The 14208-nt window shown below is 72.1% G+C and carries 16 protein-coding genes; 13 read left to right on the top strand and 3 right to left on the bottom strand.

The genetic code is table 11. The features are described 5' to 3' along the window. Positions 1–61: 61 nt before the first annotated feature. On the top strand, positions 62–847 hold the full coding sequence (locus CRP55_RS42155) for an IclR family transcriptional regulator (protein WP_245923713.1): 786 nt from the start codon (positions 62–64) through the stop codon (positions 845–847). Here CRP55_RS42155 and CRP55_RS42150 read toward each other — a convergent pair. Then, on the bottom strand, positions 844–1521 hold the full coding sequence (locus CRP55_RS42150; RefSeq protein WP_097327605.1) for a hypothetical protein: 678 nt from the start codon (positions 1519–1521) through the stop codon (positions 844–846). The genes CRP55_RS42155 and CRP55_RS42150 overlap by 4 nt on opposite strands. 78 nt (positions 1522–1599) lie before the next feature. On the opposite strand from CRP55_RS42150, the gene CRP55_RS42145 reads away from it, so the two are divergent. From CRP55_RS42145 to CRP55_RS42095, 11 genes are read left to right on the top strand one after another with little or no spacing between them, the layout of a single operon-like run. Then, on the top strand, positions 1600–2058 hold the full coding sequence (locus tag CRP55_RS42145) for a MaoC family dehydratase (protein WP_097327604.1): 459 nt from the start codon (positions 1600–1602) through the stop codon (positions 2056–2058). Next, positions 2058–3011, top strand: a complete 954-nt coding sequence (locus CRP55_RS42140; protein ID WP_097327603.1) for an LLM class flavin-dependent oxidoreductase — start codon at positions 2058–2060, stop codon at positions 3009–3011. Before CRP55_RS42145 ends, CRP55_RS42140 begins: the two co-directional genes overlap by 1 nt. Next, positions 3008–4204 (top strand): CaiB/BaiF CoA transferase family protein, encoded by a 1197-nt coding sequence (locus CRP55_RS42135; RefSeq protein WP_097327602.1) that lies wholly within the window; start codon positions 3008–3010, stop codon positions 4202–4204. Before CRP55_RS42140 ends, CRP55_RS42135 begins: the two co-directional genes overlap by 4 nt. Next, entirely contained in the window at positions 4201–5559 is a 1359-nt protein-coding gene (locus tag CRP55_RS42130; protein WP_097327601.1) for an MmgE/PrpD family protein, read from the top strand. The genes CRP55_RS42135 and CRP55_RS42130 overlap by 4 nt, the downstream gene beginning before the upstream one ends. Continuing rightward, on the top strand, positions 5556–6467 hold the full coding sequence (locus tag CRP55_RS42125) for a RidA family protein (protein WP_097327652.1): 912 nt from the start codon (positions 5556–5558) through the stop codon (positions 6465–6467). Before CRP55_RS42130 ends, CRP55_RS42125 begins: the two co-directional genes overlap by 4 nt. Next, positions 6467–6916 (top strand): FAS1-like dehydratase domain-containing protein, encoded by a 450-nt coding sequence (locus CRP55_RS42120; RefSeq protein ID WP_097327600.1) that lies wholly within the window; start codon positions 6467–6469, stop codon positions 6914–6916. Before CRP55_RS42125 ends, CRP55_RS42120 begins: the two co-directional genes overlap by 1 nt. Continuing rightward, positions 6903–7295, top strand: a complete 393-nt coding sequence (locus tag CRP55_RS42115) for a MaoC/PaaZ C-terminal domain-containing protein (RefSeq protein WP_097327599.1) — start codon at positions 6903–6905, stop codon at positions 7293–7295. The genes CRP55_RS42120 and CRP55_RS42115 overlap by 14 nt, the downstream gene beginning before the upstream one ends. Next, positions 7292–8365: a thiolase C-terminal domain-containing protein gene (locus tag CRP55_RS42110; protein WP_097327598.1), complete on the top strand. Its 1074-nt coding sequence runs from the start codon at positions 7292–7294 to the stop codon at positions 8363–8365. Before CRP55_RS42115 ends, CRP55_RS42110 begins: the two co-directional genes overlap by 4 nt. Further along, entirely contained in the window at positions 8362–8709 is a 348-nt protein-coding gene (locus tag CRP55_RS42105) for a Zn-ribbon domain-containing OB-fold protein (RefSeq protein ID WP_097327597.1), read from the top strand. The genes CRP55_RS42110 and CRP55_RS42105 overlap by 4 nt, the downstream gene beginning before the upstream one ends. Further along, entirely contained in the window at positions 8699–9859 is a 1161-nt protein-coding gene (locus CRP55_RS42100; RefSeq protein WP_097327596.1) for an acyl-CoA dehydrogenase family protein, read from the top strand. The genes CRP55_RS42105 and CRP55_RS42100 overlap by 11 nt, the downstream gene beginning before the upstream one ends. Continuing rightward, a complete protein-coding gene (locus tag CRP55_RS42095) occupies positions 9856–10659 on the top strand; it encodes an HpcH/HpaI aldolase/citrate lyase family protein (RefSeq protein ID WP_097327595.1) in 804 nt (267 codons plus the stop codon). The genes CRP55_RS42100 and CRP55_RS42095 overlap by 4 nt, the downstream gene beginning before the upstream one ends. Here CRP55_RS42095 and CRP55_RS42090 read toward each other — a convergent pair. Together CRP55_RS42090 and CRP55_RS42085 are read right to left on the bottom strand one after the other, a co-directional pair. Next, positions 10656–12107 carry a GGDEF domain-containing protein gene (locus CRP55_RS42090; RefSeq protein WP_097327594.1) on the bottom strand — a complete coding sequence of 484 codons (1452 nt, stop codon included), beginning with the start codon at positions 12105–12107 and terminating at the stop codon, positions 10656–10658. The two genes, CRP55_RS42095 and CRP55_RS42090, sit on opposite strands and share 4 nt — an antisense overlap. A gap of 69 nt (positions 12108–12176) precedes the next feature. Then, positions 12177–13343 carry a phosphodiester glycosidase family protein gene (locus CRP55_RS42085; RefSeq protein ID WP_097327593.1) on the bottom strand — a complete coding sequence of 389 codons (1167 nt, stop codon included), beginning with the start codon at positions 13341–13343 and terminating at the stop codon, positions 12177–12179. Between the two features lie 95 nt (positions 13344–13438). Between CRP55_RS42085 and CRP55_RS42080 the strand changes: the two genes are divergently transcribed. After that, the gene (locus tag CRP55_RS42080) at positions 13439–14206 is read left to right on the top strand and encodes a PIG-L deacetylase family protein (RefSeq protein ID WP_097327651.1); all 768 of its coding nucleotides are present in this window, start codon (positions 13439–13441) and stop codon (positions 14204–14206) included. Positions 14207–14208 lie beyond the last annotated feature (2 nt).

Below are 14208 nucleotides of genomic sequence, written 5' to 3'. Positions count from 1 at the left end.
CCTATTTCGTTACTTAGGAGTAACAGCCGTGCCAGGTCCCGTAGCCTCGTCAGCGCCGACGGTGGAGGAAGAGAGTCAGTCGCGTTCGGTCGCGGCGGTCGAGCGGGCGATGGACGTCCTGCTCTACTTCGGCCGCGTCGACGCACCGGACCTGGGTGTCACCGAGATCGCGGGCGCGCTCGGCCTGACCAAGGCCGCGGTCCACCGCATCCTGACCGCCCTGCGCAGCCGCGAGTTGATCACTCTGGATCCGTCCACCCGGCGCTACGCGCTCGGGCACGCCGCGGTGGCGCTGGGGCGGGCCTACCTGGCCCGCACCGACGTGCGGGCGATGGCCGCGCCCGAGCTGAAATATCTGTCGGACAAGTACAAGGAGACCGCCACCCTGTCGCTGCGCCGCGGCGACACCCGGCTCTACGTCGACCAGGTCGTGCCCGATCAGGAGCTGCGCCTCGAGGTGACCCTGGGCATTCCGTTCCCGCTGCACGCGGGCGCGTCCTCCAAGGCGTTCCTGGCCTTCGTGCCGAGCGCCGACCGGGAGAACTACCTGAGCCGGCACGGCCTGGAGCGGGTCACCGACAAGACCATCACCGACGTGGCGAAGCTGCGCAAAGACCTGAACGCGGCGGCCAAGAAGGGCTACACGACGTCGCTGGGCGAGCGTCAGGCCGGCGCGGCGTCGATCGCGTACCCGATCTTCGATCACGACGGGCACCCGGTGGCCGTGATCAGCGTGGCCGGTCCGGCGATGCGCTTCAAGCCGGAGGCGAGCGATGCCCTGATCGCCGACCTGGGCGCGTCCGCGGCGCGCATCTCGGGGCAGCTCGGATACGTACGCCCGAATTAGAGGTTGGCCAGGGGTTTGGCGACCCCGAGCAGGCCGGCGGCCAGGACGCTGATCCAGATGGTCCAGACGTACGGCAGGCAGCCGTTGACGCTGCGGCGGAGCACCGTCTCCGTCGCGGTGCCGGCCGCCCCGCCCATCACCGTGCCGAACGCCGCCCCGAACGGCCGCAGCGTCCGGCGGATGCCCAGCCCGGCCGCGATGGCCAGGGCGTACAGCAGAACCTTGGCCCCGAGCCAGCGGGGGTTGGTGTCGACCCCGAACGGCCGGCTCGCGACCAGCGTGTAGAGGCCGGCGCCGGCCATGCCCGCGATGACCGCGATCCGGACGAGCCAGTCGAGGCGCCGCACGAGCGGGTGCTTGCCCGGCTCGTGGTGGTCGGTGTACATCAGCCACACCCAGGCGGCCGCGCCGATCCAGGCCGGCACGGGCAGCCAGCCGGGCAGGCTCGCGCCGTGGGAGTCGAGCGCGATCAGGGTCAGGCCGCTGGGCAGGAAGAGGATCAGGCAGATCTTCGGGCCCAGATCCAGCCCGCTCATGATCTTCAGAGCGGTCAGCCGGGCGGCCGGGGTGAGCGACGGATCGATGACGAAGCGGCTCGAATAGAAGACGCCGAGGTCGCCGCCGAGCCAGAAGACCATGAGGACGATGTGCAGGTAGAGGAACAACTCGAGCATGCGCGAAATGGAAACACCGGTCCGCTGTGAGAAACAAGGGTCTTGACCCGGGAGATTCGGCGGAACTAGCGTCGCCCCATGGTCGGCCGCTTCTACGAAGACTTCACGGTCGGTGACACGTACCGGCATCCCCTCGGCCGCACGATCTCCGAGACCGACAACACCTGGTTCACGTTGCTCACCATGAACACGAACCAGTCCCACTTCAACGTCGATTACGCGGCCAAGACGCCGTACGGGAAACTGCTCGTCAACTCCACCCTGACGGTGGCCATCGTGACCGGTCTGTCCGTGGTGGACATCAGCCAGCACGCGTTCGCCAACCTCGGCTGGGACGAGATCCGCATGCCGAACCCGGTGTTCGTGGGCGACACCATCTACGCCCGCTCCACGGTCCTGTCGATGCGCGAGTCCGAGTCCCGGCCGTACGCGGGGATCGTCTCCTGCGCGACCACCGGCTTCAACCAGGACGGCGCCGACGTCATCACCTGGAAGCGGACGGTGCTGGTCTACAAGCGCGGGCACGGACCGGCCTGATGCGCCTCGACGTGCAGCCCTGGGGCGCGACGATGGCCGAGCTGGTCGACGCCGCCCGGGCCGCCGAGGACGCCGGAGCCGGCGTCGTCTGGGCCCCCGAGCTGCACCGCAGCGCGCCGGTCACGGCGGCCGCCCTCGCCTCCGGCACGTCGAAGGTGGGTGTGGGCACCGGGGTGGCGCTCGCGTTCGCCCGCAGCGCGATGCTCACCGCGCTGACCGCGGCCGACCTCGGCGAGCTGTCCGGCGGGCGGTTCCGGCTGGGTCTGGGCACCGGGGTGGCCCGGCTCAACCAGGACTGGCACGGGGTGGCGTTCGAGCGGCCGGTGGCCCGCATGCGTGACACCGTGGCGATCGTGCGGGCGGTGCTGGCCGGCGGTGATCCGATCACGCACGACGGGGTGCGGTCGATAAACGTCCGCGGCTGGCGCCGCCCCTGTCCGCCGGTGCGGATCCCGATCTATCTGGCCGCGGTCGGGCCGGCCATGACCCGGCTGGCGGCCGAGGTGGCCGACGGATGGCTGGGTCACGAGCTTCTTACCCGGCCTGTGGTGAAACGCCGTCCCGGCTTCGACGTGGTCGCCTCGGCCTGCTGCTCGATCGACCCCGACGCCGCCACCGCGCGGCGGCGGGCGGCGAACGTGGTCGGCTTCTACGCCTCGGTTCGCTCCTATGCGGCCATGTTCCAGGCGGCCGGATTCGGCGCCGTCACGTCGGCGGCCAACGCGGCGTTGCGGGCGGGTCAGGCGGCGGACAGCTTGGGCGAGTTCGTTCCCGACGAGATGGTCGACGTCTACACGATCGCCGGTACGCCCGGGCAGTGCGCGGCCCGGATCGCCACATACGAGGAGGCCGCCGACGCGATCAAGCTCTCGCCGCCGTCGTACGGGCTGGCCGCCGACGAGGTGCGGCTCGCACAGAAAAGGCTGCTGGAACTCGTGGGGAGCCACCGATGAGACCCCTGGAAGACGTCCGCGTCATCGCGGTCGAGCAGTACGGCGCCGGCCCGTTCGGCTCGGTGCACCTGGCCGACCTCGGCGCCGAGATCATCAAGATCGAGGAGCCGGCCACGGGCGGCGACGTCGGCCGCTACGTGCCGCCGTACCACCACGGCGAGGACTCGCTGTTCTTCGAGACCTTCAACCGCAACAAACGGTCGCTCTCGCTCGATCTGGGCACCGCGGCCGGGCGGGAGGTCTTCGGCGATCTCGTACGGGGTTCGGACGCGGTCTACTCGAATCTGCGCGGCGACGTGCCGGTCAAGATGGGCATCACGTACGACCAGTTGAAGCACCTGAACCCGGCCATCGTCTGCTGCTCGCTCACCGGGTTCGGGATGACCGGGCCGCGGGCCGCCCAGCCCGGGTACGACTACATCCTGCAAGGGCTGGCCGGGTGGATGGAGCTCACCGGCGAGCCGGGCGGGCCGCCGACCAAGTCCGGGCTGTCGCTCGTGGACTTCTCGGGTGGGCTGGTGGCGGCCGTGGCGCTGCTGGCGGGGATTCACCGGGCGCGGCGCGACGGCGTGGGCCTGGACTGCGATGTGAGCCTGTTCGACACGGCGATCGCGATGCTGACCTATCCGGCGGCGTGGCATCTGAACGCCGGCTTCGTCCCGGCCCGGACGCGTCATTCGGCGCACCCGTCGCTGGTGCCGTTCCAGGTCTTTGCGACGGCGGACGGCTGGATCGTGGTCGGCTGCGCCAAGGAGAAGTTCTGGCAGCGCCTCGTCGAGGTGCTGGGGGTCCCTTCACTGAACGACGAACGCTTCGCGACGTTCGCCACGCGGCGCCTGCACGCGGCCGAGCTGCTCGCCGTGCTGGACAAGACTTTCGCCACGCGGGAGTCGGCTTCCTGGCTCGCTCTGTTGGAGCCGGCGGGCGTGCCCTGCGGTCCGGTCAACGACGTGGCGGCCGCCCTGCGTGACCCGCACACGGCCGCGCGGGAAATGGTCGTGGAGACCGAGCATCCGCACTACGGCACGGTGCGGCAGGTCGCTTCTCCGGTACGGGTGGGCGACGCGCCCGTCTCATACCGGCGCGCCCCACGACGCGGGGAGGACCTCTCCCACGTCGCCGGACTGCTCGGTTACGACGAGGGAAGGCTGTCGGAGCTGCGGGCCGCGGGCGCATTCGGGAGGCCGGAATGACCAGCGCCGCCGGGCCAGGAAGACCGGAAGGAAAGCGGATCGACCCGCCGGGCAAGAAGCGGGCCGTTTCGCCGGACGGAGAAGGGGCCGGAGGGCGTACCGGTGAGCCGGCAGCGGTCATTCTCGGCCGCTGGTCGGCTGAGCTCACCCCGGGTGACATTCCGGGTCAGGTCGCCGGGGCGGCGCGGCGGCATCTGATCGACGCGGTCGGCTGTGCCGTGGCGGGGGTTCGGCGGGGTGCGGCCGGGCCCGCGCTGGCCGTGGCCGCGGGGCTCGGTGGGCCGCCCGAGGCGCGCCTGTTCAGCGGTGAGCGTCTCGGGGCGGTGGCCGCCGCCTTCGGCAACGCCGTCGCCATCCACGCGCTCGACTTCGACGACACCCACCCCGGCGGCCTGGTTCATCCCAGCGCCGTCACCGTGCCGGTCGCCCTGGCCCTGGGGGAGCAGACCGGCGGCGACCATCTGACCGCCCTCGTGGCCGGCCTGGAGACGGCCTGCCGGCTCGGCGCGGCCGTGCCGCACGGCTTCCACGCCCGCGGCCTGCACGCCACCTCCATGGTCGGCCCGGTCGCGGCCGCCGTCACCGCCGGGAAGCTGCTCCGGCTGGACGCCCCGACCCTGACCCACGCGATCGGCATCGCCGCCAGCGGCGCCGGCGGCCTCCTCGAGTTCCTGCACAGCCCGGCCGGCACCAAGCAGATCCACCCCGGCACCGCGGTCGCGAACGGCATCCTGGCCGCCCGCCTGGCCGCCGCCGGCGCCACCGGCCCGGCCGGTGCGCTGGACGGCGAGTACGGGCTGTTCCGGGCCCTCACCGGCCGGTCACCCGACCGGGACGTGCTCACCGGCGACGGCTGGGAGATCCCGCTCATCACCATCAAGCCCTATCCGGCCTGCCAGCTCGTGCACCCCTCGGTGGACGCCGCCCGCCAGTTCGCCGGAGTCCGCCCCCGGGCGCTGACCGTCACCCTGCACCCCGACGCCGTCCCGATCGTCGCCGGCGAGGCGAAGCGCCGGCCGCGCAGCGCCTACGAGGCCAAGTTCAGCGTCTACTGGTGTGTGGCCGCGATGATCGTCGACGGTCACCTCGGCCTGGACAGCTTCGACCGGCTCGACCGGGCCGACCTGCTCGACCTGGCCGCCCGCATCGACGTGGTGGAGAAGGACTTCGGCACGGTCGCGGCCGACGCTCCCGGCATCGTCGCGTTCGGCCAGCACGTCTCCCACGTCGACACGACGGCCGGGCCCGGCTTCGAGGCCAAGGCGCAAGCCAACCTCGGGCCCGGCGCGGCCGCGGTCTTCGCGGCGGCCACTCCGGCCGAGATTCTCGACGCGACCGAAAGGTGCCTGTGGTGACCGTCCACCTTCCGCCCGTTCCCGGCTATGCCGCCCTGGCCGGCGCGCTCGCCTCGGCCGGGCTCGGCGTCACCGACGTCGTGCACGTGACCGAATACGTGACGGCGGCGACGAAGAACGACCTCGACGCGGCCCGCTCGTTCGCCCTGCGCGGTCACCGTGTCCCCGTCTCCCGGGTGCCCATCGAGGCGGTCGTCGGCTCCACCACCCCGTACGTCCTCGGCGTGACCGCCCACCCGAGCGACGGGATCGTCTACCTGCCGAGCGTGCACACGACCGAGGGCGATTTCCGCGACCAGTACCGCTGGTGTCTCGCAAGGCTGCGGGAACTGGCGGGCGACGCGACCCTGGTCCGCACGATCGACTACACGGCCACGGCGACCCGGGCCGACTATCCGCGATGCGGCCGGCCCCGCCGTGACGTGCTGGGCTCGGTGCACCCCGCGGCGGCCGGCATCCTGGTCGACGTGCCGGTCGCGCCGGGCGCACGGGTCGCACTGGACGCGGTCGCCGCCAGCGGGCCGCTGCGGGTGCTCAATCCGGGCTGGGCCCGCTACGACACGCTCACCTACAAGCCCGCCGTGCAGGCCGGAAAGCACGTGTTCCTCTCCGGGTTCGGCGCGCTCGACCCGGTGACCCAGGAGGCGCTGCACGACGGGAACCTGCCGGCGCAGGCCGAGCACATCTACGTGAGCATCGAGACGGTCCTGGCCGAGGCCGGCGCCTCCGGCGAGCACGTCACCAGCCTCGTCGAATACGTGACGCCCGCGGCGGTGGAGGCCTACCCGCGTACGAAAGCGTTGCGGGAGAAGCACTTCCCGAACGCCGCCGTCGTCTCCGTGGTCTGCTCGGCGCTGCTGCGTCCCTCCTTCCTGCTGGAGAGCGTGCCCACGGCGGTGCTGCCGTGATGACGCCCGCGCTGGCCGCCCGCGTCGGCGAGGAGGCCGTCTACACCGCGCCCGAGCCGCTCGGCCGGGCGTCGATCCGCTACTTCGCGCTGGCCACCGGCGATTCCGACCCGGCCCACCTGGCCGGCGATGTCGCCCCGCCCACGCTGGTGTGCGAGACGAATCAGTACGCCGACCGGCCACGCGACGCCGACGGCTTCGCCGGGCACAGGTGGGACCTCGACGTGCCCGGCGCGCGCCTGGTCCGCGGCGGCAACACGTACCGCTTCCACAGCCCGGCCGGGCCGGACGACGTCATCACCGCCCGCTGGCGGCTGGACGACATCGCCGAGCGCACGAACGGCGCCGGCAAGCGGATGCTCATCGTCACCTCGCTCGCCACCTACACGAACCAGGACGGGCGTCTCCTGGCCACCAACGAGGAGGCGCTCATCTATGTCGAAGCTTGAGTTCGCGCCGCTGGTCCGGCGGATCGAGCTTCCGGACATGGTGGCCTACGCCGGCGCGACCTGGGACTGGCACCGGCTGCACTACGACCCGGCCTATCTGGCCGCCCGCGGCCTCGACCGGCCGGTGGTGGACGGACAGGTCTTCGGCGCCTATCTGGCCATCGCGCTGCGCGGCTGGCTCGGCCCGGACAGCGTCCTGACCGACCTGTCGTTCCGCTTCCGCAGCCTCGTCTTCGCGGGGGAGACGATCCGCTGCCGCGGCGAGCTGCGCTCGGTGCAGGACGGCGTCGCCGACGTGGACCTGCGCGTCGAGGTCGTCGAGGACGGCCGCCTGGCGGTGGCGCCCGCGTCGGCCCGGCTGCGCCTCCCGCACGAATGACCGTCGCCATCGCCGGTGCCGCCGAATGTGACCTCGGCAAGACGGGGCTGGACGTGCTCACCCTGCAAAGCCAGGCCGTCATTCGCGCGCTGACCGACGCTGGGCTCACTTTGTCCGACGTGGACGGTCTGGCCACCAACAACATCGGGCGGTTCCCGGTCATACAGCTCGCCGAATACCTCGGCCTGCGGCCCCGGTGGTGCGACTCGACGTTCGTGGGTGGTTCGGCCTTCGAGATGTACGTGGCCCGGGCCGCCCAGGCGATCGACGCCGGCCAGTGCTCGACAGTGGTCATCTCGTACGCCTCGAATCAGCGCTCGGCCCGGTCCCGCACGCTGACCGCTGCCGGCGACGAGTACGAATCGCCGTACCGGCCCCTCTATCCGGCGTCGTACTACGCGATGGTGGCCCAGCGCTACCTGCACACGTACGGCCTCGATCGACGTCACCTGGCGCAAGTGGCGGTGAGCGCGAGGGAACGCGCCCAGCGCAACCCGAAGGCCTGGACCTACGGCGCCGGACCACTCACGGTGGAAGAGGTGCTGGCCGCACCGCTGGTGTCGAGCCCTCTCGGCGTCCTGGACTGCTGTCTCGTCACCGACGGCGGCGGGGCCGTGGTGCTCACCTCCCTGGAGCGGGCCCGCGATCTGCCCCGGCCGCCGGCCGTCGTGCTCGGCTGCGGGGAGATGCTCGACCACACCAGCATGGCCACCGCGAAGGATCTGCTGCGGACGGGCGCGGTCGAGTCGGGACGGACGGCGTTGCGCGCGGCCGGCCTGACCCCGGCCGACATCGACGTCATCCAGCTCTACGACGCCTTCACCATCTCGGTGCCGCTCGGGCTGGAACAGCTCGGCTTCGCGGCGCCCGGCGAGGGGCTGTCGGTCACCACGCCGATGAACACGGGTGGCGGCGGGCTGGCCTACTGCCACCCCGGCCAGTTCGGCGTGCTGCTGCTGGTCGAGGCCGTCCGCCAACTGCGGGAGACCTCGGCCGAGACGGCGCTCGTGCACGGCACCGGTGGCATCTTCTCCAGTCATGCCACGGTGATCCTGGGGGTGGACCGGTGAGCGAGTGGTGGGAGGCCACCCGAGATCACCGCTTGCTTCTCCAGCACTGCGACGGCTGCGGATCGGTCCAGCACTATCCCCGTGCCTTGTGCATCACCTGCGGTTCGTCCGATCTGTCCTTCCGGGAGGCTGTGGGCACGGGCGTGGTGGACAGCTTCACGGTCGTGCATCGGGCCGGCGAGCCGTACGTGCTGGCCCGGGTCCGGCTCACCGAGGGGCCGATCCTGCTCACCCACCTGGACGACATCGCCGAGCCGCGCTGCGACATGCCCGTCCTCCTCGCCTGGCGGCCGCTGCCCGACGGCCGCCACCTACCCGTCTTCAGGAGCGCCGATGGACTTTGACCTCAGCGAGGAGCAGCGGCTCTTCCGCGACGTGCTGCGCGACTTCGTCGACCGCGAGATCCGGCCGGTGGCCCGCGAATGGGAGGCGAGCGGCCGCTATCCGGCCGAGATCGTGGCCACCATGGCCGAGATGGGGCTGTTCGGGCTGACCGTGCCCGAGGAGTACGGCGGGCTCGGCGCCGACATGATCAGTTTCGCGCTGGTCTTCGAGGAGATCGCCCGGGGCTGGATGGGCGTGGCCGGCATCCTCGGCAGCCACTCGCTGTCGTGCTGGCTGCTGGCACGGCACGGCACCGAGGAACAGAAGGAGCGCTATCTGCCCGACCTGGCCGGTGGGAAGCGCCGCACCGGGATCGCGCTGACCGAGCCGGACGCCGGAACCGACCTGCAGGGCATCGCGACCGTGGCGGTGCGCGACGGCGACGCGTACGTGCTCAACGGCCGTAAGACCTGGATCACCAACGCCCGGCACGCCGACCCGCTCCCGGTGCTGTGCAAGACATCCGCGACCACACCGGCCCACCGGGGCATGTCCGTGCTGCTGGTCGACGCGGGCACCCGCGGCTTCACCGTCGAGCGCGACCTGCCCAAGCTCGGCTACAAGGGCACGGAGTCGTGCGAGGTGCTCTTCGAGGACTGCCGGGTCCCGGCTGCCAACCTGCTCGGCGGCGCCGAGGGCCGCGGCATGCAGCAGGTGTTGTCCGGGCTCGAGATCGGGCGCGTCAACGTGGCCGCCCGCGCGCTCGGGATCGCCCAGGAGGCGTATTCACAAGCTCTTGCCTATGCCGGGCAGCGCAAGGCGTTCGGCAAGCCGATCGGCGACTTCCAGGCGATCCAGCTGAAGATCGCCGAGATGGCATCGCGGGTGCAGGCGGCGCGGCTGCTCGTGCGGTGGGCGGCGTCGCGGGCCGACGGCGGGCACCGGGTCGACATGGAGGCCGGCATGGCCAAGGCGTACGCGGCCGAGGCGGCGGTCTTCTGCTCGCTCGCCGCGATGCAGGTGCACGGCGGATACGGCTATTCCACGGAGTTCGAGGTGGAGCGCCTCTACCGGGATGCGCCGCTCATGATGATCGGCGAGGGCACCAACGACATCCAGCGGATCGTCATCGCGCGGGCGCTGCTGTCCGGGGCCGCGGCGATCGGATGAGGTCCGCTCTCTATGTTCCCGGCAACCGGCCGTCGATGCTCGCGGGGGCGCTGGCCAAGGGTGCCGACGCGGTCATCGTCGACCTGGAGGACGCCGTACCGCCGGCGGAGAAGGCCGATGCCCGGCGGACGGTCGCGGCCTGGGTGCGCGAGCAGCCGGCCGGGGCGCCGGTCATCGTGCGCGTCAACCCGGGCCAGGACGGCCTCGAGGACGCTCGGGCGGTGGTCTCGCCCGGGCTACACGGACTCTGTCTGGCCAAGGCGTCGGTGCCGGACGTGACCGCCGTGGCGGCCGTGCTCGACGAGGCCGGAAGCGAGGCCGGGCTGATTCCGTTGCTGGAGACGCCGGCCGCCGTCCTGGAGGCCCGCGAGCTGGCCCTCGCGCCGCGCGTCGTGCGGCTCCAGATCGGGGAGGCCGACCTCGCGGCCGAGCTGGGAGTCACGCCGGGCGAGGACGAGCGGGAGCTTTTGTTCGTACGATCGGCGGTCGTGCTCGCCTCGGCCGCGGCCGGCATCGAGCCGCCCACCGCGGCCGTGTCGACCGACTTCCGCGACCTGGACCGGCTGCGCCGCTCCACCGAAGCGCTGAGGCGACTGGGTTTCCGCGGCCGGGCCTGCATCCACCCGGCCCAGGTGCCGGTGGTCAACGCCGTCTTCACCCCGACCGCCGAGGAGGTGGCCGCCGCCCGCGACCTGATCGACCGGTTCGAGAGCGCGGGCGGCGGCGTCTGCCTGGACGCGCGCGGCCGGATGGTCGATCTGGCGGTCGTCCGCGAGGCCCGCCGTGTGCTCGGAATCTAGGCGGCGACGCTGTCCTGCTCGAAGGACTCCTGCCAGACCGCCCAGCGGGTCTCCGGGCCGAGTGCCTTGGCCCGGTACATCGCCAGGTCGGCCCGGTGCACGATGACGTCGTGGGTGAGCTCGCCCGGCGCCGACACCGCGATGCCCACGCTGGCCCGCAACGGGATCAGCTTGCCGTCGATGACGACCGGGGCCAGCGACGAGGCGATGCGGCCGGCCACGTCGTACGCCTGCTCCGGGAAATCGAGGCCCGGCAGGACGACCGAGAACTCGTCGCCGCCCAGCCGGCACGGCAGGCCCCAGTCGGGCACGCAGTCGCGCAGGACGCGGGCGAACTCGACCAGCACCAGGTCGCCGGACTTGTGGCCGAGCGTGTCGTTGATGCCCTTGAAGCCGTTCAGGTCGATCACCATGACCGCGCTGTGCTTGCCGGTGCGGGCGTCGCGCTCCAGGGCGCGGTTCGAGGTGGCGCGGAACGGGACGCGGTTGGCCAGCCCGGTCAGGCCGTCGGTGACCGCGCGCTCGTCGCTCTCCTGCTGCACCAGCGTCTGCCGGATCAGCACGATGACGCTGATGACGGTGCCGCCCAGGGCGAGGCCGCCCCAGGGCCACAGCGAACCGGAACGCACCGCGGCCGTCAGCATCAGCCCGTTGGCGACCGCGATCGCCACGAAGGGCATGAAGCGCGCCGCCACGAACCGGCGCCGGGACTCGCGCCGCTCGTTCAGGCCGCGGCACTGCTCCACCGCGGCCGCGGCCAGCAGCGCGTCCGCGGTCAGCCAGCAGATGAACTGCCACGGCGAGTTCGTGTCGACCAGCTCGTGGCTGCGCAGATAGCCGTGCACCGCGTCGCCCGCGAACAGCACCAGCGCGCCCGCCGTCAGCATGCGCAGCGCCCGCGGCGTCGAGCCGTGCGTGCCGCGCAGCAGCACCCGGGCCACGCTGAACAGCAGGGCCAGGTCGGCGATCGGATTGACGGCGGCCGGCACGATGACGCTGCCCGAGAAGCCGTGCTGCGAGATGTACAGACCGAACGAGAAGTACCACAGGAGCATGCAGCCGCCGACCAGCACGACCGACGCGTCCAGCGCCGTCTTCCACCGTTCCCGGCGCGTCGTGGCCGGCAACGGGAACAGCTGCAACGCCAGCAACAGCGCGACGACGAACGCCACATGCGTCACGTCGTCCACCATGGTCCGGCCGGCGAGAGCGAACAGGGGCGACACCACCAGCACCAGGAAACTCAGCGCCACCGCCCGCCACGCCGGCCCCGCCTGGCGGGAGGCGCGGATCGCCGCGACCAGGCCGATCAGGCCGAAGACGCCCCGGGCGGCCTCGGCCACCTGGTCGTAGTGCTGGTATCCGGTGAACAGCGCGCTCACCGACAACGCGAGCACGACCGCGTAAAGGAGGCCGAGGCCCAGGTACGCGCCCTTCGAGCTGCTCATGGTCCCCTCACGGATCCGCCACCACCGACCTGCCCAGCATCGGTTGTGACGGACCCGACTTGAGGATCGTCAGTGGTCCCAGACCAGGGCGTCACCGACCGGGCGCTGCGAGCCGCCGCTCGGGGTGTTCACCACGGCGCCGCCCGCGACCATCGTGGTCGAGCCGCCGCCGTCGAGGTTGACGGCGTCGCGCAGGCCGAGCGCCTCGGCCACCTCGGCCGTCTCGTCCATGGTCGTGCCCACGCTGGTGGTCATGCGGCCGTCGATGGTGGCCAGCACCAGGTCGCCGTGGCGGTTCGTGCCGGCGATGGTGCGCGGGTTGCGGTCGAAGAAGCTGCCCGTCCCGTCCGGCACCACGATCCGGCCCTTCTCGACGAGGCGGTAGCGGCCGTTCACCGCGTACGTCCCGGGCTCGATGGCCACCCGGCGCCCGGAAGCGTCGGTCACCCGGTGCTTCACGTTCAGGCAGCCGCCGGCCAGGGCGGTCAGCGCGGCCGCCTGCTCGCCGGAGGCCTGCAACGACGTCTGCCCCTTGGCCAGCGTGGTTCCGCGCGTGGCGGCGACGCGCACGACGCAGCCACGCTTGTCGAGCACGACCTCGGCGCCATCGCCCGAGGGCGTCCGGGCGCCGAACTCGGGCGTGAACTCGGCGACGCCGGCCGACGGGTCGTTGATCTGCGCGATCGGCAGGGAGGCCTTGGTGCGCGGGTTGACGACGGTTCCCTCGTACGACAGTTTGCCCACCGCCATGGTGTTGCGCCGCGAGTCGATGACGAGGTCGGCCTCGGCCACGTCGGTGGTCGGCTCGCTGAGGAGCTTGCCGCGGTACGCCCCGAGGCCCACCGGCGTTCCCGGGTAGAGCTGGCTGGCGGTGAAGGTGAAGAACGAGGCGTTGACACCGGCTACCGCGCTCTCGGCGGCGACCAGGTCGCTGACCGTCTCGGTGCGGGACAGATCGGCGCCGTACGTCGCCTTCAAATGTCCCCGCGCGCGATCCGGGTCGATGGTCAGCACGTTGACCCGCCACGGGCCCTTGGCCGTCGTGTTGATCTCGCCGGAGGCGGCGGGCTCGGTGCCGCGCACGATCCGCGTCAGCGTGACGCCGCGCTCCAGCGTCTGCACCGTGCGCGTCTCGGCCAGCCCGGCGTCGCCGAGCGGAAGCGTACCTACGGGAGCGGCAGGGTGGGCCGGCGCCAGCGCAGCCAGCATCACACCCGCGACCAGGTTGTGAATCATGATCGATATCCTGCTCGGGCCGTCTGACCAACCCATGAAGACCAGGCAAGCGGGCGGCAAGCGTGCCGCAAGCGTTCCCGGCGAGGCTGGCCGGCATGAGCACACTTCTGGGAATCTGGGCCCACCCCGACGACGAGGCCTATCTGTCCGGCGGCCTGATGGCGCTCGCCGCCGACCGCGGCGACCGGGTGGTCTGCGTGACCGCCACGCGCGGCGAACAGGGCACGAGCGACCCGCAGCGGTGGCCGCCGGACCGCCTGGCCGCCGAGCGGGCCACGGAACTGGCGCGCTGCCTGCGGATCCTCGGCGTCACCGAGCACCACTGGCTGGGCTATCCCGACGGTGGCTGTGCCGCCGCGCCCGCTGGGGAGGCGATCGCGAAGCTGGAGGCCCTGATCGGCGAGATCCGGCCCGACACCGTCGTCACGTTCGGCCTCGACGGCAACACCGGCCACGCTGACCACCGCACGGTCGGCCGGTGGGCGGCGGCCGCCTTCGCCCGCGCCGCCGCGCCCGGGGCGCGCCTGCTGCGCAGCGCCGTCGGGGAACGCTGGCACCGCCGGTGGGCGCCGCTGAACGAAGGGCTGGGCGTCTTCGAGCCCGGCTATCCCGTCGTCGTTCCCGCCCGCGCGCTGACGGTCGATCTCGTGCTCGACGATCTGACCGTGCAGCGCAAGGTGCGGGCGCTGGCCGCCCAGCGCACCCAGACGGCCACCCTGATCGGCGCGATGGGCGTCGAGCGGTACACGGAGTGGGTCCGGGAGGAGTCCTTCGTCGAGTGGACGCCGCCGAACTCGGGCCACATCCCGTGCCCGTCCTGTTGGTGGGATCTCACCACCGCCCGCTGGCAGTGCGCCTGCTGAGG

Origin of the sequence: Paractinoplanes atraurantiacus, assembly GCF_900215205.1 — a bacterium.
GTDB classification, from domain to species: Bacteria; Actinomycetota; Actinomycetes; order Mycobacteriales; family Micromonosporaceae; genus Actinoplanes; species Actinoplanes atraurantiacus.
Note: the sequence above shows the minus strand (reverse complement) of the source record. Positions and strands in the feature narration are given on the sequence as shown.

Excerpts from the sequence above, each read along its gene's own strand:
- CRP55_RS42100 (WP_097327596.1), top strand. The coding sequence starts at position 8,699 with ATGGACTTTGACCTCAGCGAGGAGCAGCGGCTCTTCCGCGACGTGCTG.
- CRP55_RS42145 (WP_097327604.1), top strand. The coding sequence starts at position 1,600 with ATGGTCGGCCGCTTCTACGAAGACTTCACGGTCGGTGACACGTACCGG.
- CRP55_RS42085 (WP_097327593.1), bottom strand. The coding sequence starts at position 13,343 with ATGATTCACAACCTGGTCGCGGGTGTGATGCTGGCTGCGCTGGCGCCG.
- CRP55_RS42080 (WP_097327651.1), top strand. The coding sequence starts at position 13,439 with ATGAGCACACTTCTGGGAATCTGGGCCCACCCCGACGACGAGGCCTAT.
- CRP55_RS42130 (WP_097327601.1), top strand. The coding sequence starts at position 4,201 with ATGACCAGCGCCGCCGGGCCAGGAAGACCGGAAGGAAAGCGGATCGAC.
- CRP55_RS42115 (WP_097327599.1), top strand. The coding sequence starts at position 6,903 with ATGTCGAAGCTTGAGTTCGCGCCGCTGGTCCGGCGGATCGAGCTTCCG.
- CRP55_RS42150 (WP_097327605.1), bottom strand. The coding sequence starts at position 1,521 with ATGCTCGAGTTGTTCCTCTACCTGCACATCGTCCTCATGGTCTTCTGG.
- CRP55_RS42095 (WP_097327595.1), top strand. The coding sequence starts at position 9,856 with ATGAGGTCCGCTCTCTATGTTCCCGGCAACCGGCCGTCGATGCTCGCG.
- CRP55_RS42110 (WP_097327598.1), top strand. The coding sequence starts at position 7,292 with ATGACCGTCGCCATCGCCGGTGCCGCCGAATGTGACCTCGGCAAGACG.
- CRP55_RS42120 (WP_097327600.1), top strand. The coding sequence starts at position 6,467 with ATGACGCCCGCGCTGGCCGCCCGCGTCGGCGAGGAGGCCGTCTACACC.
- CRP55_RS42140 (WP_097327603.1), top strand. The coding sequence starts at position 2,058 with ATGCGCCTCGACGTGCAGCCCTGGGGCGCGACGATGGCCGAGCTGGTC.
- CRP55_RS42135 (WP_097327602.1), top strand. The coding sequence starts at position 3,008 with ATGAGACCCCTGGAAGACGTCCGCGTCATCGCGGTCGAGCAGTACGGC.
- CRP55_RS42090 (WP_097327594.1), bottom strand. The coding sequence starts at position 12,107 with ATGAGCAGCTCGAAGGGCGCGTACCTGGGCCTCGGCCTCCTTTACGCG.